General features: G+C 71.9%; 18 protein-coding genes. 4 read left to right on the top strand and 14 right to left on the bottom strand.

Going from position 1 to position 22,286, the window contains the following annotated elements:
- Nucleotides 1–32: 32 nt before the first annotated feature.
- From ACYQ0U_RS02215 to ACYQ0U_RS02205, 3 genes are all read right to left on the bottom strand, one after another.
- Nucleotides 33–1,394: a DUF5719 family protein gene (locus tag ACYQ0U_RS02215; protein WP_459968939.1), complete on the bottom strand. Its 1,362-nt coding sequence runs from the start codon at nt 1,392–1,394 to the stop codon at nt 33–35.
- Nucleotides 1,391–4,246, bottom strand: a complete 2,856-nt coding sequence (locus ACYQ0U_RS02210) for a glycosyltransferase (RefSeq protein ID WP_459968937.1) — start codon at nt 4,244–4,246, stop codon at nt 1,391–1,393. Before ACYQ0U_RS02210 ends, ACYQ0U_RS02215 begins: the two co-directional genes overlap by 4 nt.
- A gap of 97 nt (nt 4,247–4,343) precedes the next feature.
- Complete coding sequence (locus tag ACYQ0U_RS02205) at nt 4,344–4,634, bottom strand: WhiB family transcriptional regulator (RefSeq protein WP_459968935.1); 291 nt, start codon at nt 4,632–4,634, stop codon at nt 4,344–4,346.
- A 170-nt stretch (nt 4,635–4,804) separates the two neighbouring features.
- Here ACYQ0U_RS02205 and cofD point away from each other — a divergent pair, with 170 nt between their 5' ends.
- The 3 genes from cofD (at nt 4,805) to ACYQ0U_RS02190 (ending at nt 7,591) form a co-directional block, all read left to right on the top strand.
- Nucleotides 4,805–5,803, top strand: a complete 999-nt coding sequence (cofD, locus tag ACYQ0U_RS02200; RefSeq protein WP_459968933.1) for a 2-phospho-L-lactate transferase — start codon at nt 4,805–4,807, stop codon at nt 5,801–5,803.
- Entirely contained in the window at nt 5,800–6,771 is a 972-nt protein-coding gene (gene cofE, locus ACYQ0U_RS02195) for a coenzyme F420-0:L-glutamate ligase (protein ID WP_459968931.1), read from the top strand. Before cofD ends, cofE begins: the two co-directional genes overlap by 4 nt.
- Nucleotides 6,772–6,832: 61 nt before the next feature.
- Nucleotides 6,833–7,591 carry a DUF3105 domain-containing protein gene (locus ACYQ0U_RS02190; protein ID WP_459968930.1) on the top strand — a complete coding sequence of 253 codons (759 nt, stop codon included), beginning with the start codon at nt 6,833–6,835 and terminating at the stop codon, nt 7,589–7,591.
- A 160-nt stretch (nt 7,592–7,751) separates the two neighbouring features.
- Here the strand turns inward: ACYQ0U_RS02190 and ACYQ0U_RS02185 are convergent, their stop codons facing one another.
- A complete protein-coding gene (locus ACYQ0U_RS02185) occupies nt 7,752–8,828 on the bottom strand; it encodes a mannose-1-phosphate guanylyltransferase (RefSeq protein WP_459968928.1) in 1,077 nt (358 codons plus the stop codon).
- Nucleotides 8,829–8,845: 17 nt separating this feature from the next.
- On the opposite strand from ACYQ0U_RS02185, the gene ACYQ0U_RS02180 reads away from it, so the two are divergent.
- Complete coding sequence (locus ACYQ0U_RS02180; RefSeq protein ID WP_459968926.1) at nt 8,846–9,550, top strand: TIGR03089 family protein; 705 nt, start codon at nt 8,846–8,848, stop codon at nt 9,548–9,550.
- Between the two features lie 8 nt (nt 9,551–9,558).
- On the opposite strand, the gene ACYQ0U_RS02175 is transcribed toward ACYQ0U_RS02180, so the two are convergent.
- The 10 genes from ACYQ0U_RS02175 to ACYQ0U_RS02130 form a co-directional block, all read right to left on the bottom strand.
- Nucleotides 9,559–12,408, bottom strand: coding sequence for an FG-GAP-like repeat-containing protein (locus ACYQ0U_RS02175; protein WP_459968924.1), 2,850 nt, complete (start codon nt 12,406–12,408; stop codon nt 9,559–9,561).
- A 307-nt stretch (nt 12,409–12,715) separates the two neighbouring features.
- Nucleotides 12,716–13,492: an ABC transporter ATP-binding protein gene (locus ACYQ0U_RS02170; protein WP_459968922.1), complete on the bottom strand. Its 777-nt coding sequence runs from the start codon at nt 13,490–13,492 to the stop codon at nt 12,716–12,718.
- The gene (locus ACYQ0U_RS02165; RefSeq protein ID WP_459968920.1) at nt 13,492–14,376 is read right to left on the bottom strand and encodes an ABC transporter permease; all 885 of its coding nucleotides are present in this window, start codon (nt 14,374–14,376) and stop codon (nt 13,492–13,494) included. The genes ACYQ0U_RS02170 and ACYQ0U_RS02165 overlap by 1 nt, the downstream gene beginning before the upstream one ends.
- A complete protein-coding gene (locus ACYQ0U_RS02160) occupies nt 14,369–16,381 on the bottom strand; it encodes a glycosyltransferase (RefSeq protein WP_459968918.1) in 2,013 nt (670 codons plus the stop codon). Before ACYQ0U_RS02160 ends, ACYQ0U_RS02165 begins: the two co-directional genes overlap by 8 nt.
- Nucleotides 16,378–17,565: a UDP-galactopyranose mutase gene (gene glf, locus ACYQ0U_RS02155; protein WP_459968916.1), complete on the bottom strand. Its 1,188-nt coding sequence runs from the start codon at nt 17,563–17,565 to the stop codon at nt 16,378–16,380. Before glf ends, ACYQ0U_RS02160 begins: the two co-directional genes overlap by 4 nt.
- Nucleotides 17,566–17,571: 6 nt before the next feature.
- The gene (locus tag ACYQ0U_RS02150; protein WP_459968914.1) at nt 17,572–18,477 is read right to left on the bottom strand and encodes a glycosyltransferase family 2 protein; all 906 of its coding nucleotides are present in this window, start codon (nt 18,475–18,477) and stop codon (nt 17,572–17,574) included.
- Nucleotides 18,474–19,421, bottom strand: a complete 948-nt coding sequence (locus tag ACYQ0U_RS02145) for a glycosyltransferase family 2 protein (RefSeq protein WP_459968912.1) — start codon at nt 19,419–19,421, stop codon at nt 18,474–18,476. The genes ACYQ0U_RS02150 and ACYQ0U_RS02145 overlap by 4 nt, the downstream gene beginning before the upstream one ends.
- 30 nt (nt 19,422–19,451) lie before the next feature.
- The gene (locus ACYQ0U_RS02140; RefSeq protein ID WP_459968910.1) at nt 19,452–20,165 is read right to left on the bottom strand and encodes a FadR/GntR family transcriptional regulator; all 714 of its coding nucleotides are present in this window, start codon (nt 20,163–20,165) and stop codon (nt 19,452–19,454) included.
- A 163-nt stretch (nt 20,166–20,328) separates the two neighbouring features.
- Entirely contained in the window at nt 20,329–21,465 is a 1,137-nt protein-coding gene (locus tag ACYQ0U_RS02135) for a mandelate racemase/muconate lactonizing enzyme family protein (RefSeq protein WP_459968908.1), read from the bottom strand.
- A 94-nt stretch (nt 21,466–21,559) separates the two neighbouring features.
- Nucleotides 21,560–22,276, bottom strand: coding sequence for a gluconate 2-dehydrogenase subunit 3 family protein (locus tag ACYQ0U_RS02130; protein WP_459968906.1), 717 nt, complete (start codon nt 22,274–22,276; stop codon nt 21,560–21,562).
- Nucleotides 22,277–22,286 lie beyond the last annotated feature (10 nt).

Raw genomic sequence — 22,286 nt, 5'->3', positions numbered from 1 at the left:
GCCGGGCAGATCGCGCCGGACTGACCCCGGGCTCACGGCAGGCCCGGCCGGACGGCCGGCACGAGACCGTTCATCGCGGGTTCGGTGAGCGGGACCACCGCGGTGCCGTCGCCGGTGGCCAGCACGGCCCCGGACACGGTGGTGCGCGACGGGCTCACGGTCACGAGGACCGCACCGGAGGGCAGGTTCACCGCGTAGCCCCGGCCCGGGGCCACGTCGACGGTGCGGGTGGCGAGGGGCTTGCCGGCCGCCGTGCGCGCGACCACCCGGACCGAGCCGGCGCCGGCCGCGCCGGCGAGCAGCAGCTGCTTCTCGCCCTCGGACACGATCACGGTGGCCGCGCCCGTCAGCGCCGGATCGGGTACGGCGTGCGACAGGTCGCCCTCGACGTAGGTGCGCAGCGTCGTGCTGACCGGCTCGTTCGTGGTGACCAGCAGGCCGGTCGCTCCCTGGAGCGCCTGGGCGAGGGCGCCGCCGACGGTGAGCCGGGCGGTGCTCTGCGGCGGGATGCGGAGGTCCTCGACCTCCCGGGGCGTGAACACGGACTCCTCCGTCACGACCTTGACCGAGGCGAGCACCTCGTCGGCGCCGCCGTTGACGACGACGAGCGTGCGCCGGGTGGAGCTTCCCGGCCCGAGGCCGAGCAGCAGGTTCGAGGTCGACGGCTCGGCCTGCGCCGGGAGCCAGTCGCTCACGGTGGCGCCGCGGCCGAGCGGGTCGATCCGGTCGAGCAGGGTCGCCGCGATCCGGCCGCGGGCGGACACGACCTGGAGCGAGAGCTCGTCGCGGCGCGGCACGAGCGAGGCGAGGTCCAGCTGGACGCTGCTGCCGCCGGGGACCGACACCCCTCGCAGGCGCGGCGCGTCCACCACGCCGCTGCGGCCGTAGACGGTGACGTCCGCGACCGCCGTGCCGGAGTCGGGGTTGGTGAGCTCGAGGACCGACCGGTGGCCGGCGCCCGACCCGACGCCCGCGAACCACGAGCTCGACGCGGGCGGGCGGCAGCCGGCCGCCGCGCCGGAGGTGACCCGCGACGCGACCAGGCCGGGCGCGGTGTCGTCCTCGCCGGCCACGACGACCGGCTCGGCGCCGGCGTCGACCGAGGTGACCCGCCCGCTCGCGGCCCGGACCTCACGGGGGCCGACCCGCACCGTGCCCTGGACGTCCTCGGCCACGGTGGTGACCACGACGTCGCCCTCGCCGGAGGGGCAGACGACGGTCGCGCGGGTCAGCGGGGTACGGGTGGGCGGCGCGGAGGTGTCGGCCTGCTCCGGCGGGCGCACGAGGAACAGCGCGAGCGCGCAGACCAGCGGGAGCGCGACGGCGAGCACCGTGGTCAGGTTCGGGCCCCGGCGGCGAGCGGCCGACCGGCGGCCGGGCGTCGTGCTGCTCATGCCGACCTCCTCCGGCTCGTGGTGGGCAGGCAGAGTACGAGCACCACCACGATCGCGAGGGCCTGCACGGCCAGCAGCACCACCCGCAGCCATGACGTCGGTCCGTCGAGCACGCCGGCGTCGAGCGGACGGTCGACCTGCCAGGCCCGGGTGGTGCGCTCCTCGGCGCTGGCCTGCACCAGGCCGGCCGCGGCGTCGAGGACGGCGGCGACGTCGCCGTCGGCGGGCGAGGGCAGGACGACGTACTCGATCCCGTGCTCGCCCAGCTCGTCGACGACCGCCGGGGTCGGCCGCGACGCGAGCGCGGTGACCAGCTCGGTGAAGTCCTCGTCCTCGGCGGTCAGGTCGAGGATCTCGTCCTCCCCGAGCGTGACGCCGTCACCGCGGCGGATCGTGTAGGTCAGGCCGTCGTCGACGCTGCCGCGCACGACGAGGATGCCGTGCTCGGGCCCCTGCTCCGAGCTCTGGACCATGTAGACCGGGATGTCGGTGTCGATGCCGTCCTCGATCGCCGGGTCGGCGTCGACCAGCCACCAGCCGAGCGTGCCGACCGGCACGCAGACCGCGGCCACGGCGACGGCCCCGGCGGCGACGCGGCGCCAGGACGTGAGGTCGTGGGCGGCGCCGACGGCTCCGAGCACGACCGCCACGACGAGCGCGCCCTGGAGGACGACGACGAGGGCGCCGAGCCCGACGGCCGTCGAGATCGCGGCGAGGTCGAGGGAGAACGCCGCGAGCAGCGCGGCCAGGAGTCCCGCGACCAGCGCGACGATCCAGCAGACGAGGACCGGGATCCGGGTCGCCCGCGGCACGAGCGCGACCAGCGCGAGGACGGCGATCACCAGCCCGAGCCACCAGGGCGCACCGAGGCCGTCGAGCCGGCCGGAGGCCAGGTCGAGGCCGTCGACGACGGGGGCGGGCAGGCGGCCGCTGTCGAGCAGCAGGCCCTCGGCGGCGCGCCGCTGGACGGCCGGGATCCACCACGGGGCGAGCAGCACCGGGACGATCCCGACGGCGAGTGCCGGCGGGCCCCACACCGAGCGCTCGGCGGTCCGCACGATCGCGAACGCCGCAGCGGTGGCCACGACGCCGAGCACGACCGCGAACAGCCACAGCACCGGGGCGAAGGCCGCGGTGATGGCGAGCAGCAGGCCGGTCCGCCAGGCCGCGCGCCAGCGGCGGTCGGCGTCCGGGTCGGCGAAGCCGAGGGCGGCGTGCGCGAGCCACGGCAGCAGCGCCGCGAGCACCACGACGCCGAGCCGGCCGTCGCCCCAGGCGCCGCTCGCGACCGGGACGAGCGCCCAGGTGATCGAGCCCCAGAGCAGCACCGACCGCGGCGCACCGGCCGCGGTGACCAGCCGTCCGGCGACGCGCAGGAACCGCCAGGCGCCCCACAACCCGACCGGGACGGCGAGCAGCAGCACCGCCGACACTGCGGCGGACGCGCTGCCGAGCAGCAGGGTGCCGATCAGCGACAGCGGGAGGAGGTACGCCGGAGCGGGGACCGCCGTCCCGGTGCCCAGCGGGTGCCAGGTCTCGTACTGGAGCCGCCACCAGTCCGACACCCCGGCCGGCGTCGGTGAGAGCCCGGCGCCCGCGACCGGGTCGAGCGCCCCGCGGGTGCCGGCCAGCGCGACGAGCACGAAGATCGTCAGGGCGAGCGCGATCGGGTTGGTGAGGAACCGCGCGACGGCGCCGGTGTCCTCCACGAAGTCGTCCTCGCCGTCGATCGTCGAGCCGCGCGGCCGGGCGACGGTGCTCGCCGGCGCGTGCTCGGCGGCGGCCATCCGGCGGCGCTCGGCGACGTCGGCGGCCTGGTTGGTGGCCGCGGTGAGGAGGTCGCCGAGGAAGTCGAGCCCGTGGCGGTAGGGCACCCACCACGGCGAGAGGAGCGGCCGCGCCCGCTCGGGGTCGCTGCCCCGCGCCCGCCGCGCCTGCCGGGCCGCCCGGATCTCGCCGGGGTGCGCGTAGAGGTTGAGCAGCGCCGCCAGGTCGTCGAGCGCCTCGCCGACCGAGCGGACCACGAGGAAGCCGAGCATCCGCAGCAGCGTGCCGAAGAACAGCCGGACGACCAGCCACGGCAGCGCCCGACCGCGCGCGTTCGCGAGCAGCGTGTAGAGCGCGGCCCGCCGCTCCTGGTAGTGCGTGTGCCGCCCGGTCAGCGGCGTCCGGCGTACGCCGCGGTGCGCGGCCTCGGCGTGGAACACGATGGCCTGCGGCACCACGACGGTCTTGTGGCCGCGCGCGGCGGCGCGCCAGCCGAAGTCGATGTCGTTGCCGAAGATCGGCAGCTGGGCGTCGAACCCGCCGAGCTCCTCGAGCACCTCGCGCTTCACCAGCATGCCGGCGGTGTTGACCGCGAGCACCTCGCGCACCTCGTCGTGCTGGCCCTGGTCGTACTCGCCGCGCTCGAGGCCGGTCTCGCGCCGGCCGGTGCCGGAGATCGTGACGCCGAGCTCGAGCAGCCGGCGCAGCGAGGGCCACTCGCGCAGCTTCGGGCCGAGGACGTCGGCGTCCGGGTCGGCGGCGGCGGCCTCGAGGAGGGCCGCGAGCGCGCCGGGGTCCGGGTTCGCGTCGTCGTGGAGGATCCAGACCCAGTCGCTGGTGGAGGCCGAGACGAGCATCCGCTCGACGCCCATCGCGACGGCGGCGGGGAACGAGGTCGAGCCCGGGGCGCGGAGCACGTCGCCGAACGCGCGCTCCAACAGGTCGGCGCTGTCGTCCTTGCTGCCGGTGTCGATCGCGAGGACCGCGTCGACCGGGGTGGTCTGGGAGGTCAGGCCGTCGATGACGGCCGGAAGCCAGCGACTGCCGTCATGGCTGACGAGCAGTGCCGTGACCGAGGAACCCACGGCCCGAACCCTAACGGCCGGGAGGTGAGCGCCCGAACTCCGGAGCAGTGACTCCGGCGGGGTGCCTCTCCCCCGAGGCACCCCCACCGGTCGTGAGTCAGACGGCGCGCTTCTTCAGCTTGCGGCGCTCCCGCTCGGAGAGACCGCCCCAGATGCCGAAGCGTTCGTCGTTCATCAGCGCGGACTCGAGGCACTCGTCGCGCACCTCGCACGTCAGGCAGACCTTCTTGGCCTCCCGCGTCGACCCTCCCTTTTCCGGGAAGAACGCTTCGGGATCGGTCTGCGCACACAGTGCGCGGTCCTGCCAACCTGCATCCTCGGCGTCCCCGTCGAGGAGAAATAGTTCTCTCACGGCTTTCGCCCTTTCGACCCGGTACTGCTCCCACATCCCCGTTGTCCCCGCGGCCCCGGTCCCACGGGCCCGGATCACCGCGAGGGAAACGCGAACGACACTGTGGGAATTACATGCCTGTCGTACCCAGAAAGTCAACCCCGCATGTGCTATCAGTGCGGGGACCGCGGCGCCGCCGCGGCTCCCGTGTGCGAGAAGGTATCCGCATGCACAACATCACGGTGCTCTCGGGGGGCATGGGCGGCGCCCGGTTCCTCCAAGGCCTCCTGCACGGCATCGCCACCGGACGGCTCCCCGGCGTCGCCGCCGACGCCCGCGTCACGGTGGTCGCGAACACCGCCGACGACCTGTGGATCCACGGACTCAAGGTGTGTCCCGACCTCGACACCGTGATGTACACGCTCGGCGACGGCATCGACCTCGACCGCGGCTGGGGCCGCCGCGAGGAGTCGTGGAGCGTCAAGGAGGAGCTGGCGGCGTACGGCGTCGAGCCCACGTGGTTCGGCCTCGGCGACCGCGACATCGCGACCCACCTGGTCCGCACCCAGATGCTCGACGCCGGCTACCCGCTCTCCGAGGTCACCACCGCGCTCTGCCGGCGCTGGCAGCCGGGCGTCACGCTGCTGCCGATGACCGACGACCGGGTGGAGACCCACGTCGCGATCGCCGACCCGGACGCCCCGAGCGGCCGGCGCGTCGTCCACTTCCAGGAGTACTGGGTGCGGCTGCGCGCCGAGGTGCCCGCCGAGGCCGTGGTCGTCGTCGGCCTCGACGACGCGACGCCGGCGCCGGGCGTCGTCGACGCGATCACCGACGCCGACCTGGTCGTGCTGCCACCGTCGAACCCGGTCGTCTCCGTCGGCACGATCCTCGGCGTCCCCCGCGTCCGCGAGGCGTTGGTCGCCACCCGGGCTCCGGTCGTCGGCCTCTCCCCCATCGTCGGCGGGACCCACGTGCGCGGCATGGCCGAGCAGATGCTGACCTCGATCGGCGTCGAGGTGAGCGCCGCGGGGGTCGGCCTGCACTACGGCAGCCGCGCCGAGGGCGGCGTGCTCGACGGCTGGCTGGTCGACGAGCGCGACGCCGACCAGGTCGAGCGGATCACGGCGGGCGGGCTGGCCTGCCGCGCCGTACCCCTGATGATGACCGACCACGACGCCACCGCCGCGATGGCCGCCGCCGCCGTGGAGCTGGTGGCGCGATGAGCCGCGTCCAGGTGGACGCGCCCGACGGCGCGCCCGAGATCCGGCCCGGCTCCGACCTGGTCGAGGTGCTGCTGCCGCTGGTCGACCTCGCCGACGGCGACATCGTCGTCGTCACCAGCAAGGTCGTGAGCAAGGCCGAGCGCCGGGTCCGGCCCGGCAGCCGGGACGACGCGCTGCCCGGGGAGACGACCCGCGTGGTCGCCCGCCGCGGCCCCACCACGATCGTGCGCAACCGCCTCGGCCTGACCATGGCCGCCGCCGGCATCGACAACTCGAACGTGGCCGCCGGCTACGTGGTGCTGCTGCCCGAGGACCCCGACGCCTCCGCCCGCGGGATCCGCACCGGCCTGCGCCAGCGAGCCGGCCGCAACGTCGGCGTGATCGTCACCGACACCGCCGGCCGCCCCTGGCGCGAGGGCCAGACCGACATCGCCATCGGCGCGGCCGGACTCACCGTCGCCGAGGAGTACGCCGGACGCACCGACGCCCACGGCAACGAGCTCGCCGTCACCCTGCCCGCCGTCGCCGACGAGATCGCCGGGATGGCCGAGCTCGCCCAGGGCAAGCTCGGCGGCCGGCCGTTCGCAGTCGTGCGGGGGCGCGCCGACCTGGTGCTCCCTCCCGGCGAGGACGGCCCCGGCGCCGCGTCGCTGGTGCGCGACGAGGGCGCCGACCTGTTCGGGTTCGGTGCGCGGGAGGCCGTCGTCCGGGCCCTCGCCGGCGATCCGTCCGACCGCGTCGTCTTCGGGGCGCCCGCGTCCGCCGAGGAGATGGGCGCCGCGATCACCCAGGCCCTCGGCCTCCTCGCGTCGCACTCGGCCAAGGAGGGCGGCTCGCTCGTGGTGACCCACCCGCGCGGCATGAGCCGGGCGCTGAACGCGCTCGCCTTCGCCCATGGCTGGGAGGTTCTCGCGACGGATTCGCCGAGCGATGCACGGCTGCGACCCGCCCGCAGGTGCGACGCCTGAGCCGGCGCCGTCGCGCAGCAGGCGCATCCGGTTCAGGGGTCGTGCCATAGAATTACGCCTCGTGTCCAAGCATGACAAGTCCGTCGACCGCCGTGCCGTCGTCGACCAGATGCGCAAGAAGCAGAAGAACGCCGACCGCCGGCGCAACTTCGCGATCGTCGGCGTCTGCGTCCTCATCGCCGCCCTGATCCTCGGAGCGGCCGCCGTGCCGATCCTCAAGGACAAGTGGGACCAGCGCGCGTTCAACGACCAGGACGTCGCGGACATCGGCGCCGCCGCCTCGGTCTGCCAGGACATCGAGACGAAGAAGGCGGACGGCAACCAGGAGCACGTGCCGTACCCCACCCCGGTCGAGTACTCCACCGCGCCGCCGGCCTTCGGCTCGCACTGGAACGAGGCCGGCGTCGCGCCCGCCCCGTTCTCGCGCAAGCTCTACACCGACGACCGCCCCGAGCTCGAGGCGCTCGTGCACAACCTCGAGCACGGCTACACGATCCTCTGGTACGACGAGACCATCGCCGACGACGAGGCCCAGATGGACCAGCTCGAGGCGATCGCCGACAAGTTCGCCGCCGGCTCCGACAACATGCGCGACAAGTTCATCGCCGCGCCCTGGACCTCCGAGGACGAGGACGGCGCCACGTTCCCCGACGGCCAGCACGTCGCGTTCACCCACTGGTCGGTCGGCGGCGAGGGCGAGACGGCGGCCGCCCAGCAGCAGGGCGTCTTCCAGTACTGCACCGAGGTCAGCGGCGCGGCCCTCGACTCCTTCATGGAGGAGTACCCCTACTTCGACTCCCCCGAGCCCGGCGCGATGTGAGCCCTCGTCTCCCTGAGCTTGCTCGGGGGACGAGCGTTCGGCCTCGCACACCGGGTCGCGGTTTGGTCACCAACCGCAGGATCTGAGCCCGCCGGCGTGCGGTTCGTGACCAATCGACACCAATCGACGAGGTCGGCGGGCCCCACGCACCGAGCCAGCGTCAGGTCAGCTCCGACCGGCCCGAGTCCTTCAGCTCCGCGACCACGGCCTTGACGTCCTGGGCGCGCGCCCGGGTCGTCACCAGCAGGGCGTCGGGCGTGTCCACGACGACGACGTCGTCGAGGCCCACGACCGCGACCACCCGCCCCGACGCGGGTACGACGAGCCCGCTGGTGTTCTGCGCGATCACCTGACCGGCGTCGCCGAGGACGGTGGTCGCCGCGGCGTCGCCGAGCAGCGTCGCCAGCGAGTCGAAGTCGCCCACGTCCTCCCACCGGAAGGCCGAGGGCACGCAGGCGACCCGACCGGCGTCGGCGGCGGGCTCGGCGACGGCGTGGTCGAGCGCGATCTTGGGCAGGTTCGGCCAGAGCTCGTCGAGCCGACCCGGCTCGGCCGCGATCGCGCGCAGTGCGGCCGCGAAGGTCGGGTGCCAGGTGCCGAGCAGGTCGAGCAGCACGGTCGGCCGGACGATGAACATGCCGGCGTTCCAGCGGTAGCGGCCGGTGGCGAGGTACTCCGCCGCCGTGCGCACCGACGGCTTCTCGACGAACTCCTCCACCGATCGGGCGCCGGCGTGTCCGGGCAGGTCCCCGCCGAGGTGGATGTAGCCGAAGGCCGAGGACGGGAACGCGGGCTCGATGCCGAGCGTGACCAGCCAGTCGTCACGCGCCACCTCGACCGCCGTACGCACGGCGTCGGCGAAGAGGTCCGGGTCGGGGATGACGTGGTCGGCGGCGAACGAGCCCATCACGGCCTGCGGGTCCTCGCGCTCCAGCACGGCCGCGGCCAGGCCGATCGCGGCCATCGAGTCGCGCGGCGACGGCTCGGCGAGCACACGCCCCGGTGCGACCTCGGGCAGCTGGGCCAGCACGGCGTCGCGGTGCGGGCGGCCCGTGACGACCACGAACCGGTCCTCGGCCAGCGGCGCCAGGCGCGCGCGGGTGTCCTGGAGCAGCGTGCCGCCGCCCCCGGTGAGGTCGTGGAGGAACTTCGGCGCCGAGGACCGGGACAGCGGCCAGAGCCGGGTGCCGGCCCCGCCGGCGGGGATCACGGCCCAGAAGTGGTCGATCGGGGGCATGCTGGCAGCCTAGGTGCGTGACCACCTTCTCCGAGGTCCTGACTCGCCAGCTCCGCGCGGACGCGGGGCGCCCGTTCATCACGTTCTACGACGACGCGACCGGCGAGCGGGTCGAGCTGTCCGTGACGACGTACGCGAACTGGGTCGCCAAGACCGCGAGCCTGCTCAGCGAGGAGCACGACCTCGAGCGCGGCCAGACGATCCGCATCGACCTGCCGCCGCACTGGCTCGGCCCGGTGTTCCTCGGGGCGGCCTGGACCGTCGGGCTGGTCGTGGGCGAGGACGACCCCGACGCGGTCGTCTGCGGCCCGGCCTCGCTCGACCGCTGGGCCGCGCACGCCGACGAGATCCCCGTGCTCGCCTGCTCGCTGCTGCCGCTCGGCGTGCGGTTCGCCGACCCGCTGCCGCCCGGCGTGCACGACGTCGGGATCGAGGTGTGGTCGCAGCCGGACGCGTTCACCGCCTGGGACCCGCCGGGCCCCGACGACCTCGCGGTGCCCGGGCTCACCCAGGGAGAGATGTGGCGGGCGGCCGCCGCCGGGAGCCTTCTCACCGACGGCGGCCGCCTCCTGTCGGAGGCGAACCCGGCTTCCCCACCGGGACTCGCCTCCTTCACCGAGCCGCTCGCCAGAGACGGCTCGCTGGTCCTGGTCACCCACCCCGGCCCGGGGCGTCTCGATGCGGTGTCGACCGCCGAGCGCACCACGGCCCGCTTCCCTTGAGGCATGGGTCAACCAGCCAGGTCGTAGGCCCCCATTCCGCTCCCCAGGTAGCGCCGCGCGGAGAACCCCGTCTCGGTGCCCTGGACCAGATAGAGGTCGCCCGTCGCCTTCTGGCGCACGATCAGGTCCGCGTGACCGGTGAGCAGGACGTCGCTGACGCCGATGACCCAGTCGTACGGCTTGAGGTTCAGGCTCAGCGCCTTGGCGCCGGTGAGGCCACCGGGGCCGTTGCCGGGGTAGAGCGTGAGCTTGTTGCCCTTGCGGAACAGCGAGTCGGGCGCGCCGTCGGCGTTCCACCGGCCGACCGCGACCTGCTTGCCCGCGTCGATCGGGCTGTGCGCGACGTAGCTGGCCCGCAGGCCGTCCGCGCCGGCGCCCGGGTAGATCCGGATCGCCGAGCCCGCCGGCTGGCCCATCAGGTCGGGGTAGCCGTCGCCGGTCATGTCGCCGACCGCGGCGAGCAGGCTCACCTTGCTGAAGTCACCCGGCAGCTTGATCGAGCTCCCGAACTGGCCGGTGCCGTCGCCGAGCCGCACCATCAGCGAGCCGGTCTTCTTGATCCGCACGATCACGTCGCCGTGGCCGTCACGGTCCCAGTCGCCGGCGTTCAGCACCAGGTCGGCGTTGCCCAGGGCGAGGTTGGTGACGATCGGCCGGTTCAGCTCGGTGGTCCCGGCGTTCGGGAGCGTCACGATCGAGGTCCCGTTGCGACCCACCAGGTCCGGCGTCCCGTCGGAGGCGACCTGCGCGGCGCCGACCAGCCCGCCGAGCTTCTTGGTCCGCAGCACCGGGCCGAGGGGGCGGCCGTAGGTGCCGTCGCCGTTGGACGGGATCACGTAGCCGTACTTGCTGGCCGCCACCCGGCCGAACAGGTCGGAGTCGCCGTCCTTGTCGAAGTCGCCGATGCCGGTGATCGAGGAGAACTTCGACCAACTGCCGGGCACGGGCGCGGCGGCACCGAATCCACCCTTGCCGTCGCCGGGGCGCAGCCAGAGCGCGCCGTCGGCGTCGCGGCCGATCAGGTCGGCCTTGCCGTCGCCGTTCGCGTCGCCGGCACCGATCAGCGAGGTGTAGCCGCCGTAGCCGGTGCCGAGCTTGACGATCTTGAAGCGGGTCTGGGTGCGCCCGAGGAAGACGTCGAGGCGCCCGCCCGGGCCCCGGGCGACCAGGTCGTTGTGGCCGTCGGCGTTGAGGTCGCCGACCGCGGTCACCAGGTCTCGGCCGCTGAACCTCTTGAGCGTCTTCACGCTCGCGCCGAACGCGCCGTCACCGTTGCCCGGGCGCACGGTCGCGGCGCCGTTCGGTGACACGACCAGCAGGTCGCCGTACCCGTCGCCGGTGAGGTCGGGCGACACCACGACCTCGTCGGCGGTGCCGATGCCGCTGGTCGCGGGGAGCGCGGCGCCGAAGCCGGTCAGCCCGCCGGTGGGCAGGATGACGCCCTTGCCGTCGCTGGTGCGCCGGACGATCAGGTCCGGGTGCTCGGTGCCGGCCAGGTTGGACTCGAGGTTGCGGCCCGACCAGCCCTTCTGCCCGGCCGCCGCGAGCTTCCGGATCTCCGGGATCTTCGCGTAGAGGTAGCGACCCGGGCAGGCCGTCGAGGCCGCGTCGCGGTGGCCGTTGATGGCCGGGAAGTACTTCGACCCGACCCACTGGCGCGTGGACGAGGCGTCCACGCCGTGGAGGGAGAGCTTCCAGGCGAACAGCGCGCCGTACGCCTGGACGGTCGCCTTCGACGGCTGCTTGACGTCGTAGTTGCCGATCGCCGACATCGCGAAGGCGTAGTCGTTGTAGTTGAGCGTGTGCGCACCGACCACCGGGCGGTCGACACCGCCGTAGCGGCCCTCCCAGATCCGGCCGAACCGGTCGACGAGGAAGTTGTAGCCGATGTCGGACCAGCCGCGGGACTGGGTGTGGTAGGCGTAGATGCCGCGCAGCAGCGCCGGCACCTGGGCCCGCGAGTAGTCGTTGGCGTTCACCGTGTGGTGGACGAAGCCCGCGTGCACCTCGAAGTAGCTCAGCGAGCTCTTCTCGCGCAGGCGCTCGTCGGCGCCCCACTGGGCGCGGGAGAAGATCTGCGGCTTGGGGGTGTACGTCGCCGCGCTGAGCGCGATCGCACCGTCACCGTCGCCCTCTGCGGTGGGCTCCTCGGGCTCCTCGCCCTCGTCCATCGTCGCGGTGTCCAGCGCGGGGCGCTCGAGGACCGTCGTGGCGTCCGTCCCGGGGTCGATGACCGCGAGCTTCATGTCGGCGGGGAGCCGGTCGGTGGCGGCCGCGCGGACCTGGACCTGGTCGACCTCGCCGACGAGCAGCGCGTCGGTGCCGGGGCGGGCGTGCTGCCCCTCCTCGCTGTCCGGGTCGGGGCCGTGCTCGTCGTGGTACTCCAGGTCCGTCCACTCCGACCAGGTGTCGCCGGTGCGCGTGCGGACCTTGACGGTGAGGTCCTCGTCCGGGACCTCGTCGCCGTGGGCCCAGGTGACGCCGACGGCGCCGTACCCGGAGACGTCCTCGGGGACGCTGACGACCTCGGGGCCACCGAGCTCGCCGACCTTGCTGCGCGCGCTGACCGAGGGCGGCGCGTCACCGAGCACGCCGGCCTTGCGGCCAGCGGGGGCGGTGAGCGCGAACTCGTCGACGACGGGGTCGACGGCCGCGGCCGAGACGCGGGCCGGCGTGGCGGCGGCCTTCGAGTACGCCGCCAGGCTGCCGCCGAGCGTGGGCGTCCCCCTGGCACCGGGGGTCTCACGCACGACGTCGAGGCTGACGACGTTGGCCGCCGGGGTCAGGGCGGCGATGACGACACCCAGCGCCAGCAGCTGCTGGCAGAGGGTGACGAAACTGGTCCTTCTGGGGGGCATTGACGTACTCCATGTGCGCGGGGAAGTTCACACGAGACGCAACTTTCACACGCGCAACAGAGGCCACGGAAGGGAATCCGAGTAACTACAAACGTGTAATTTCTACTCGACACGCCGACGATTCCGAGATTTGTCAAGAAATCTCATCCCTGTAATTCCCGCCGAGTCGGCGCAAGTTGCCCGCGGTCGCCGCGCGCTGGCGGCCTGCGGGCCGCTGGGCGAGTGCCGAGTCGGCGCTATTTCACGACGGGGGCGCTTCGCGCCGGGATGAACTAGCGCCGACTCGGCTTCTATCTGACGCTCCGCGTCAGATGTCCCCGCCGGCCTCGTCCTCGGACGTGTCCTCGCCCTGGTCGTACTTGACGAACTTGATGCCCTCGTCGACCGGGCCGTCGAAGGCCAGCTTGCCCTGCTCGAGGACGAGCACGCGGTCGCACATCCGGCGGACCGAGCCCGGGGCGTGGCTGACGTAGAAGAGCGTGCGGCCGCCGTCGCGGATCTCCTGCATCTTCTGGAGGCACTTCTGCTTGAAGGGCTTGTCCCCCACCGCGAGCACCTCGTCGGCGAGGAAGATGTCGGAGTCCACGTGGATCGCGACCGAGAAGCCGAGGCGGGCGAACATGCCCGAGGAGTAGTGGCCGACCTGGGTATCGAGGAACTTGCCGATGTCGGCGAACTCGATGATGTCGTCGAACTTCCGCTTCGTCTCCGCCTCGGACATGCCGAGGACGGCGGCGTTGAGGAAGATGTTCTCCCGCCCGGTCAGCTGCGGGTGGAAGCCGGCGCCGGTGGCGATCAGGCCCGCGATCCGGCCGCGGGTGAGGACCTCTCCCCCGTCGGGCCGCATGACGCCGTTGATCAGCTTGAGCAGCGTGCTCTTGCCGGAGCCGTTGAGGCCCATCAGGCCGATCGACTCGCCCTGCTCGACGGTGAACGAGACCCCGTCGAGGGCGTTGAACGTGTTGCGGAGCTCCTGGCCGCGCAGGCGGGCCACCGCCATCTGCTTGAGCGTGCGGTGGAACTGGAGCGTGAACGACTTCGTGACGTCGTCGACGACGATCGAGGTGTTCGACGGGTAGGTCATCAGAGGCGCTCCGGGATGCGGTTCTCGAAGCGCCGGAAGATCCACTGCCCGAGGACCAGCATCAGCGCGGAGATGCCGAGCGCCAGGAAGCCGAACGCGAACAGGTGCTCGGGGATGTTCTGCGCCTGCACCGCTTCCGGGTCCTTCGTCGTGCCGACCCAGAACGCCTGCTGCACGAGCAGGACGGCGTCGGCGATCGGGTTGAGCAGGAAGAACTGCCCGGCCCAGCCGAAGCGCTGTTCGACGAGGAAGTACGGGTAGACCATCGGCACGCCGAAGCGGACGAAGTTCGTGAGGATCGAGACGAAGCTGCTCACGTCGCGCAGGAACACGTTGGCCACGCTGAACATCAGCGCGAGCGCCGTCCCGAGCAGCGCGATGATCGCGACCGCCAGCACGAAGCCGAGCAGAGCGACGGGGTCGGGCGTCCAGCCGGCGATCGAGCAGACGACCACGAGGATCACCAGCTGCGGGCCCATGTGGTAGAGCGACACCAGCATCGAGGCGACCGGGAACATCTCGCGGGGCAGCGCCATCTTCTGGACCAGCGCCCGGTTCCGGACGATCGAGCGAGTCCCGGCGTTGAAGGTCTCGACGAAGAACTGGACGACCACCAGGCCGCAGAAGACGTGGATCGCGAAGTTCTCGACCCGCCCGCGGCCGAGGATCATCCCGAAGATGAACCAGTAGATGAACAGCTGCGAGAGCGGGTTGATGTAGGACCACATCAGCCCCAGGAACGAGCCCTGGTACCGCGCGCTGATCTCGCGCTTGACCAGCATGGTCAGCAGGTAGCGGTGCCGGAAGACCTCGAAGAGCCCCGCCCGCGGAGACGGCGGCGACAGGGGCGCGTCGACGACGTGCGCGCGTCCTGCGTCAGTCATCGCCACCCGTCCACGGACGGAACGTCTCGTCCCACGCCTCCGGCGAGGTCACCTCGGCGAGCTTCGCCCGGTACTCCTCGGCGAGCCGCGGCCACTCCTTGCGGAAGCGCCGGTGGATCGCCACGGTCTTGGCCATCAGCTCCCGGAACTTCTCGGGGTCGCGCTGGTAGAGCGCGGCCGAGGTGCCGTCGTTCATCGAGACGATCGCCGAGTCGTACTTGGTGATCCGGTACCACTGCGTGTCCATGGCCGGGAGCTCCGCCTCGGGGAACTCCTTGCTGAGCGGGCGCACCGGCATGAGCAGCTGCCGGATCGGCGCCATCAGCGCGGCCATCTTGACCTCGCGGGGCATCGGGACGGCGGTGTCGTCGCGGCCCTTGCGCGGCGGCTTGGTGCGCCGCACCGGCGGGAACGCGTCGCGGTCGGCCTCGAGCCGCGCGTCGGTGAACTCCTTGACCAGCGTCCGGATCTCCTGGAGCCGCGTCGGCAGCATCTCGTGCAGGTGCTCCGGCCCGGCCAGCACGTCCTCGAGCGCCTGGTGGCGGATCTCGACGGTGGAGTACTGCATCGACACCAGGTGCTTGACCTGGTGGTTGAAGCTCTCCTGGACCATCCGGCCGCCGTTCTTGTACGGCGAGTGGAGCAGGGCCGCGACGAACCGGTTGCGGTGGTGGAAGTAGGACTGCCAGTCCAGCGCGTCGTTCTTGTCGGTCCACGGCACGTGCCAGACGGCCGCACCCGGGAACGTGACGGTCGGGTAGCCGGCCTCGCGGGCGCGCAGGCCGTACTCGGAGTCGTCCCACTTGAGGAACAGCGGCAGCGACAGGCCGATCTCGGCGATCACCTGGCGCGGGATCAGGCACATGAACCAGCCGTTGAAGTCGACGTCCACGCGCTTGTGCAGCCACCGCGCCGAGCGCAGGTTGCGCGCGGAGAAGTCCCAGTCGCCGAAGACGCCGGGAGCCGACTGCCACCAGAACTTCCAGGGCTGCACGATCTCGCCGAAGCTGTGGAGGCGCGACTTGGCGTAGAGGCTGAACATGTGGCCGCCCACGATCGTGGGACGGCGGGCGAGGTCGCCGAAGGTGACCGCGCGGATGATGCCCTCGGGCTCGCAGACGACGTCGTCGTCCATCATCATCGCGTACGTCGCCGTGCCCTTGCGCAGCGACTCGAGCTGGCCGCGGGCGTAGCCGCCGGAGCCGCCGAGGTTGCCCTGCTCGATGATCCGGAGCCGGTCGCCGAGCCCGGCCTCGGCCTTGGCGAAGTCGGGGCTGTCGACCACCTTGTCGGTGCCCTGCTCCATCACGTAGACCGTGTCGAGGTACGGCGCGAGCGCCTCGTCCTCGCCGATCTGGCCGAGCAGCTTGGCGCAGAAGTCGGGGCGGTTCATCGTGGTGATCGCGATGTCGACGGTGCCGTTCTGGACCCGGTCCTCCGGGACGTCCGTGGACCACTCGGCCGACTCGACGACGACGTCCTCGTCGCCCGCGACGACGTCGTACCAGTACCAGCCGCCGTCGACGAACGGCTTGAGCGTCAGGTCGAAGGTGAAGGTCTCGGCGTTGGACGACTCGGCGGTCGCGGCGTCGACGCGCTGCGAGCGGCCGTTGGCCATCGACTTGTAGACGATGACGGTCGCGCCGTGGCCGCGGACCGTGATCGCCAGCCGCACGTCCTTGACGATGCTGTAGCGGCGCCAGTAGCTCGCCGGGAACGCGTTGAAGTAGGTGCCGAACGAGAGCCGCTCCCCCGACTTCACCGCGATCGCGGTGCGCGACTCGATCTGGTCGGGATGGATCGTCGAGCCGTCGCCGAGCGCCTGGCGCATCGCGGCGGCGTTCATCTCGCGCGCCTGGCGGTTGTGGCCGATCTCGTACTTGTCGGCGTCGAGCACGGCCGGGCCGGCGTCGACGTAGAGGGCCAGGACGTCGAGGTCGTGGTCCAGCGGCAGGATCTGGCGCTGGAGCAGGCGGGTTGCCGTGGTGGTCGTGGTGGTCGTCATTCGTCGACACCTCCGCTGGTCAGCGGCGCACCTTCGGCGAAGTGCGGCCGGAGCTTGTTCTCGAACATCGACAGCGCGGAGCCGATCGCCATGTGCATGTCGAGGTACTTGTAGGTGCCGAGGCGGCCGCCGAAGAGCACCATCGGCTCCTTCTTGGCCAGCTCGCGGTACCTGAGCAGCTTCTCGCGGTCCTCGGCGGTGTTGATCGGGTAGTAGGGCTCGTCGCCCTCCTCGGCGAAGCGGGAGTACTCGTGCACGACGATCGTCTTGCCGGGCAGGTAGGTCCGCTCGGGGTGGAGATGCTTGAACTCGAGCACCCGGGTGAACGGGAGGTCCTCGTCGTTCGCGTTCACGACGCCGGTGCCCTGGTAGTCATCGACGTCGACGGTCTCGCGCTCGAGGTCGATCGTACGCCACGACAGGCGGCCCTCGGCGTTGCCGAAGTACTCGTCGACCGGGCCGGTGTAGACGATCGGGACCTGGCCCTTGAACTCGTCGGCCACGCCATTAGACGTATCCAGGAAGTCGGTGTCGAGCCGGACCGTGATGTTCGGGTGCGCGGCCATCTTCTCCAGCCAGGCGGTGTAGCCGTCGACCGGGAGACCCTCGTAGGTGTCGTTGAAGTAGCGGTTGTCGAAGTTGTAGCGGACCGGGAGGCGCGTGATGATGTCCGCGCTCAGCTCCTTGGGGTCGGTCTGCCACTGCTTCGCGGTGTAGCCCCTCACGAACGCCTCGTAGAGCGGGCGGCCGATCAGGCTGATCGCCTTCTCCTCGAGGTTCTTCGCGTCCTTGGTGTCGATCTCGCTCGCCTGCTCGGCGATGAGCGCGCGGGCCTCGTCCGGGGTGTGGCTCCGGCCGAAGAACTGGTTGATCAGGCCCAGGTTCATCGGGAAGGAGTAGACCTGCCCCTGGTACTTCGCGAAGACCCGGTGCTGGTAGCCGGTGAAGTCGGTGAACTGGTTGACGTAGTCCCACACCTTCTTGTTCGAGGTGTGGAACAGGTGCGTCCCGTAGACGTGCACCTCGATGCCGGTCTCCTCGTCGAACTCGGAGTAGGCGTTGCCACCGATGTGCGGGCGACGCTCGAGCACGAGCACGTTCAGGCCCAGCTCCGTCGCGCACCGCTCAGCGATGGTGAGGCCGAAGAAGCCGGAACCGACGACAACCAGATCAGGAGACGACACGATCGGTCAGTCTACGGATCGAGACGGCACGACCCGCATTCCCCGCGCGTCTCGCATGGCGCGGGTCACATTGCGCGCCTCGGCGCGACCGCCGCGGACCGGGCTGAGCAGGACGACGGCGGCCGTGATCAGCCACGGCTTGAGCCGGACGAGGGGGTTCTGGCCGTACCGCAGGTGGACGACGAACAGGTTGCGGTACATGTAGTACCCCTTCCACCCGCTCAGGTCGTGCTGCTGGTCGAAGGCGAGCTGGCGGACGAGGACGGCGTCCCGCACGGCCCAGATCCGGTAGCCGGCGCGCCGGGCCCGGAGGGCGTAGTCGGCGTCGTCGTAGAAGATGAAGAACGACGGGTCGGGCAGGCCGATCGCGTCGATCACCCGGCGGCGGAGCATGAAGCCCTCGAAGGCGACGTTCTGCACCTCGACCCGCTCGGGCATCCGGTCCCGGGCGCCGTACGCCGTCTCCACCGACGCGGTCTTGGGCCGGATCGCGAGCGGGTTGCGGAGGTCGAACCGGACCGCGGCCTTCTCGACGAGGTCGCCGGCCAGGTCCTCGCGGACGGCGATCAGGCAGTCCTCGTCCTGAGCCAGGAGGACGGTCAGGCAGTCCGGCGCCGGGACGACGTCGTCGTCCATCAGCCAGACCCGGTCGTGACCGGCCGCGTGGGCGGTGCGGACGCCGAGGTGGAAGCCGCCCGCTCCACCCAGGTTGTCGGTGGGCCGGATGACCTCCAGGCCGGGGTTGGTCGCGGCGGCGAGTACGTCGGCGGTGTGGTCGGTGCTCGCGTTGTCGACCACGAACACCGCGTCCGGCAGCCGGTCGAGCGCGGCCAGGCCGACGAGCATCCGCTCCAGCAGGTCGGCCCGGTTGTAGGTCACGACGACGACGGCGACCGACTCAGGCCCCGTCATCCGACGTACCTCCGGTGCCCGGAGAAGTCGCCGCGCAGGGCGGCCCACCAGGCGCGGGCGCTCAGCCCGAGGCGGCCCGGCGACGGCCGGGTGAAGGCGTAGAACCACAGCGTCTTGGCGACGAAGGCGAGCGCGTGCGGCCAGCCCTTGTACTCGCGCAGGTTGAGCAGGTTGTTGCGCGCCATGCAGTAGTGCTTGAGATCGCTCGGGCTGTGGTTGTACGTCGTGCGGCCGAACGCCATCGGCGTCCCGAGCTCGCCCACGGAGGGGTGCCGGACCTGCGCGCCGACGACGGTCGCGATCCGGGCGCCGGCGGCCTCGGCACGGAGGCGGTACTCGTGGTCGTCGCCCCAGATGAAGTACTCGGCGCGCGGCAGCCCGATCCGCTCCACCAGCGCACGGGTCACCAGGACGCCGTTGAACGGGATCACGATGCCGTCGATCCGGCCGCGGCGGCCGGCCGCCGCGACGTCGCCGAGCGCGTGCACGGTCCGGGTGCCGCCGGGCAGCCGGATCGGGAAGACCAGCCGGCCGGGGTCGGCCTCGTCGACGACCAGCGGGCCCCAGAAGTCCAGGTCGGTCTGCTCGAGCAGGGCCGCCAGGCAGCCGGGATCGGGCAGCCCGTCGTCGTCCATGAGCCAGGCCAGCTCGGCGCCGCGCTCCATGGCCCATGCCAGTCCGTCGTGGAAGCCGCCGGCGCCGCCGCCGTTCTCGGCCCGGGTGCGGCCGAGCACGGGCGTCGTGGGGTGGTCGTCGCCCGGGTTCCGGTCGTCCAGGCCGGCCAGCCACTCGCCCGTACCGTCGGTCGACGCGTTGTCGACCACGAGGATCTCCGTCAGTCCGGGCACCCCGTCGAGGCGCTCGAGCAGCCGCTGCAGCAGCGGCAGCCGGTTGAAGGTGACCACGACGGCGACGATGCGTCGCTCGTCAGGCTGCTCGGTCACGGCCCACACCCTACGGTGGCACCGGTCCGGTCAGTCGTTCTGGCTCGCTGCCCGCGCGATGTCGCGCTCCGCCGAGCGCAGATGGGCCACGGCGGCGTCCCGCGCGCCCTCGGGATCCTTGCGCACGATGGCGTCCATGATCTGGTGATGACCCTCGCAGGCCCGCTCCCGGCGCCCGGGGATCGAGACCGCGCGCTCGGAGTAGATCGCGTAGTGGGGACCGATCTGCTCGTGCATCGTGCGGAGGAGCCGGTTCTGCGACATCCCGGCGACCCGGTGGTGGAACTTGAAGTCGAGGGCCGCGAACTCCGCCACGTCGAGCCCGGGCTCCACGGACTGCTCCCAGATCTCGCGGAGCTCGTCCAGGTCCGCCTGGGTACGGCGGGACGCCGCCATCGCGGCCGTCTCCGGCTCGATCGCGTAGCGGGCCTCGAAGAGCTCCAGTGCGGTGATGTCGCCGGCCGTCAGGAACAGCATGTTGTCCGCCGCCTGCGGCGTCGGGTAGACCGCGAAGGTGCCGACGCCCTGGTTCTTCACGATGATGCCGAGCGTCTCGAGCTTGCTCACCGCCTCCCGCATGCTCCCCCGGCCGACCCCGAACTGGTCGGCGAGCGCCCGCTCGGCAGGCAGCCGTCCGCTGTCGCCGAAGTGGCCCTCGCGGATCAGCTCCTCGAGCCGAGCGGCCACGGCGTCGGCGACCTTCAGTCGCTTGACGGGCTTGATGCCCGCACCAGAGCTAGCCACCAGCGCTCCTCAGCACGTCGCCGACGACCCGAGACATCGCCGACGCTGAACTCACGAGTGCCTCCTCGGAAGGGGCGGGCCCGAGCTCGCCTCGGCAAGTCTATCGAGGCGGACCCGGGCGCCGGCGAGCGCCCGCCGCCGGCCGACCGGCCGAGCGGCCCGGTCAGCGCACTCCGCCGATGGTGACGCTGAACCGCTCGCTGGCGCCGTCGGCGATGGTCACGCCGATGCCGACGGCGTCGGTCGCCCAGAGCTCGCCGTTCTGGACGACCAGCGGGTTCTCGAGGAAGCCCTCCCAGCCGAGCCCCCCGTAGGCGTCCACCTCGACCAGCGGGGTGTTCTCGCAGCTGAGGATCACCTGGAGCCCGGCGGCGAGCCCGATGCCCGTGCCGGACGAGCACCCGATGTGAGGCACGCACTGGAGGTTCCACGAGCTGGCCATGTCCGCGATCCGCTTCAGCTCGGAGATCCCGCCCACGCTCGCGGCGTCGGGCTGGATCACGTCGAAGGGCAGCTCGCTCATCAGGTCGACGTACTCGTACCGGGTGAGCAGGGACTCGCCGCCCGCGAGCGGGATGTCGACGCGGTTGGCCAACCAGGCGTGCGAGGCGACGTACTGCGACAACGACCGGCTCATGATCGGCTCCTCGAGCCAGCTCACCCGCAGCTGCTGGAGCTCCCGGGCGAGTGCGAGCGCCCCGCGTCGGTCGTAGGCCATGTTGGCGTCGACCATCAGGTCCACGTCGGGGCCGACGGCGTCGCGCACCGAGCCCACGAGCTCGACCGCGGCGTCGATGTCGCCGTCGACGCGGAGCTTGATGGCGGTGTAGCCGGCCCGGGCACCGGCGACCGCGTCGGCCACCGACTTCTCGAGGCCCTTGAGGGAGGGCGCGTAGTACGCCCGGGCCGACGGCTTGTACGTGCCGAGCAGCCGGTGGACGGGCTGCTCGGTGATCTTCCCGAGCAGGTCCCAGAGGGCCATGTCGATCCCGCTGAGCGCGTAGGTCTCGACGCCCCGTCGGCCCCACATGTGCGTCGCGCGCATCATGTCGTGCCACAGCGCCGCGAGGTCGCGCGGGTCGCGGCCGGTGATCATCGGTCCCAGCTGGCCGTTGACCAGCGGCCCGACCGTGGGGAAGTACTCCGCCGAGAAGCCCGCCTCGCCGATGCCCAGGAGCCCGTCGCTGGTGGTGACCTCGACGATGATGCCGCCCTTCGTGCTCACCGACATCGCACCCCACCGGAGGTTCTCCTCGAGCGGGAGCCCGACCGGGTAGGCCTTCACACTTTCGATCTTCATCACTGGTCCACCGTTCGGCGTGCTGTCTCCTGCGTACGGGCTCGGGGCGCGAGGGCGAGAGGCCCGGTCGCGCGGGCGACCGGGCCTCTCCTCCTCAGGTGGGGAGATCCCACTTCGTCTGCACCTTGAGGTACGGGATCAGCTCCGCCCAGTCGTACTCCTGCACGAAGAACGGGTCGGTGGTGTACGTCCCGTCCATGGTGTCCTTCAGGCTCGCCGGGCCCTCGAAGCCGATCACGTTCCAGCCCTGCCGGTCCTTGTTCCCGCCGTAGACCGGGTCGGCGTAGAAGCCCTGCTTGACGTGCAGGCAGAGGGCGTCGAAGAAGCCCAGCCCGTCGTCGGTGAGGAACTGCGTGAAGGTGCTCGCCGGCTCCGTGGTGCCGAGCGTGACCGGACCGGGCTTCGGAGCGCCCGAGAGCGCCTCGAGCGCCTGGTCCTGCAGCTCGTCCGTGAGCGCCACGAACGGCTGGTCCCACCGTGACGTGCAGAGCTCGTCGAGCTCCTTCAGCCCCTGGCGGTAGGTGTGCTGCATGTCGGCGATCCGCGCCCGCCACGCGCTGGCGTACGGCCCGTCGATCTGCAGGAACCCGCTCCCGTCCGCGGCCGCGAAGATGTAGTTGATGCCGGAGAGGTAGCGGTCGATGAACACGACCACCCGCGCCTCACGGGCCCCGGGGTCGTGGTCGGTCGGGATGATCCGCGCGGACAGGGCTTCGACGGTGTCCCACTCGTGTGCGCTGAAGAAGAGCCGCTCGTCGGAGTCCGGGTCGACCGGCTCCAGGAACGTCTTCCAGTCTGCCTTGGAACTCATGTGCTTCCTC

Source organism: Nocardioides pyridinolyticus (genome assembly GCF_054653575.1).
This window is presented reverse-complemented; position numbering and strand designations above follow the sequence as displayed.

Excerpts from the sequence above, each read along its gene's own strand:
- ACYQ0U_RS02215 (WP_459968939.1), bottom strand. The coding sequence starts at position 1,394 with ATGAGCAGCACGACGCCCGGCCGCCGGTCGGCCGCTCGCCGCCGGGGC.
- ACYQ0U_RS02205 (WP_459968935.1), bottom strand. The coding sequence starts at position 4,634 with ATGTGGGAGCAGTACCGGGTCGAAAGGGCGAAAGCCGTGAGAGAACTA.
- cofD (WP_459968933.1), top strand. The coding sequence starts at position 4,805 with ATGCACAACATCACGGTGCTCTCGGGGGGCATGGGCGGCGCCCGGTTC.
- cofE (WP_459968931.1), top strand. The coding sequence starts at position 5,800 with ATGAGCCGCGTCCAGGTGGACGCGCCCGACGGCGCGCCCGAGATCCGG.
- ACYQ0U_RS02185 (WP_459968928.1), bottom strand. The coding sequence starts at position 8,828 with ATGCCCCCGATCGACCACTTCTGGGCCGTGATCCCCGCCGGCGGGGCC.
- ACYQ0U_RS02175 (WP_459968924.1), bottom strand. The coding sequence starts at position 12,408 with ATGCCCCCCAGAAGGACCAGTTTCGTCACCCTCTGCCAGCAGCTGCTG.
- ACYQ0U_RS02170 (WP_459968922.1), bottom strand. The coding sequence starts at position 13,492 with ATGACCTACCCGTCGAACACCTCGATCGTCGTCGACGACGTCACGAAG.
- ACYQ0U_RS02165 (WP_459968920.1), bottom strand. The coding sequence starts at position 14,376 with ATGACTGACGCAGGACGCGCGCACGTCGTCGACGCGCCCCTGTCGCCG.
- ACYQ0U_RS02160 (WP_459968918.1), bottom strand. The coding sequence starts at position 16,381 with ATGACGACCACCACGACCACCACGGCAACCCGCCTGCTCCAGCGCCAG.
- ACYQ0U_RS02150 (WP_459968914.1), bottom strand. The coding sequence starts at position 18,477 with ATGACGGGGCCTGAGTCGGTCGCCGTCGTCGTCGTGACCTACAACCGG.
- ACYQ0U_RS02135 (WP_459968908.1), bottom strand. The coding sequence starts at position 21,465 with ATGAAGATCGAAAGTGTGAAGGCCTACCCGGTCGGGCTCCCGCTCGAG.
- ACYQ0U_RS02130 (WP_459968906.1), bottom strand. The coding sequence starts at position 22,276 with ATGAGTTCCAAGGCAGACTGGAAGACGTTCCTGGAGCCGGTCGACCCG.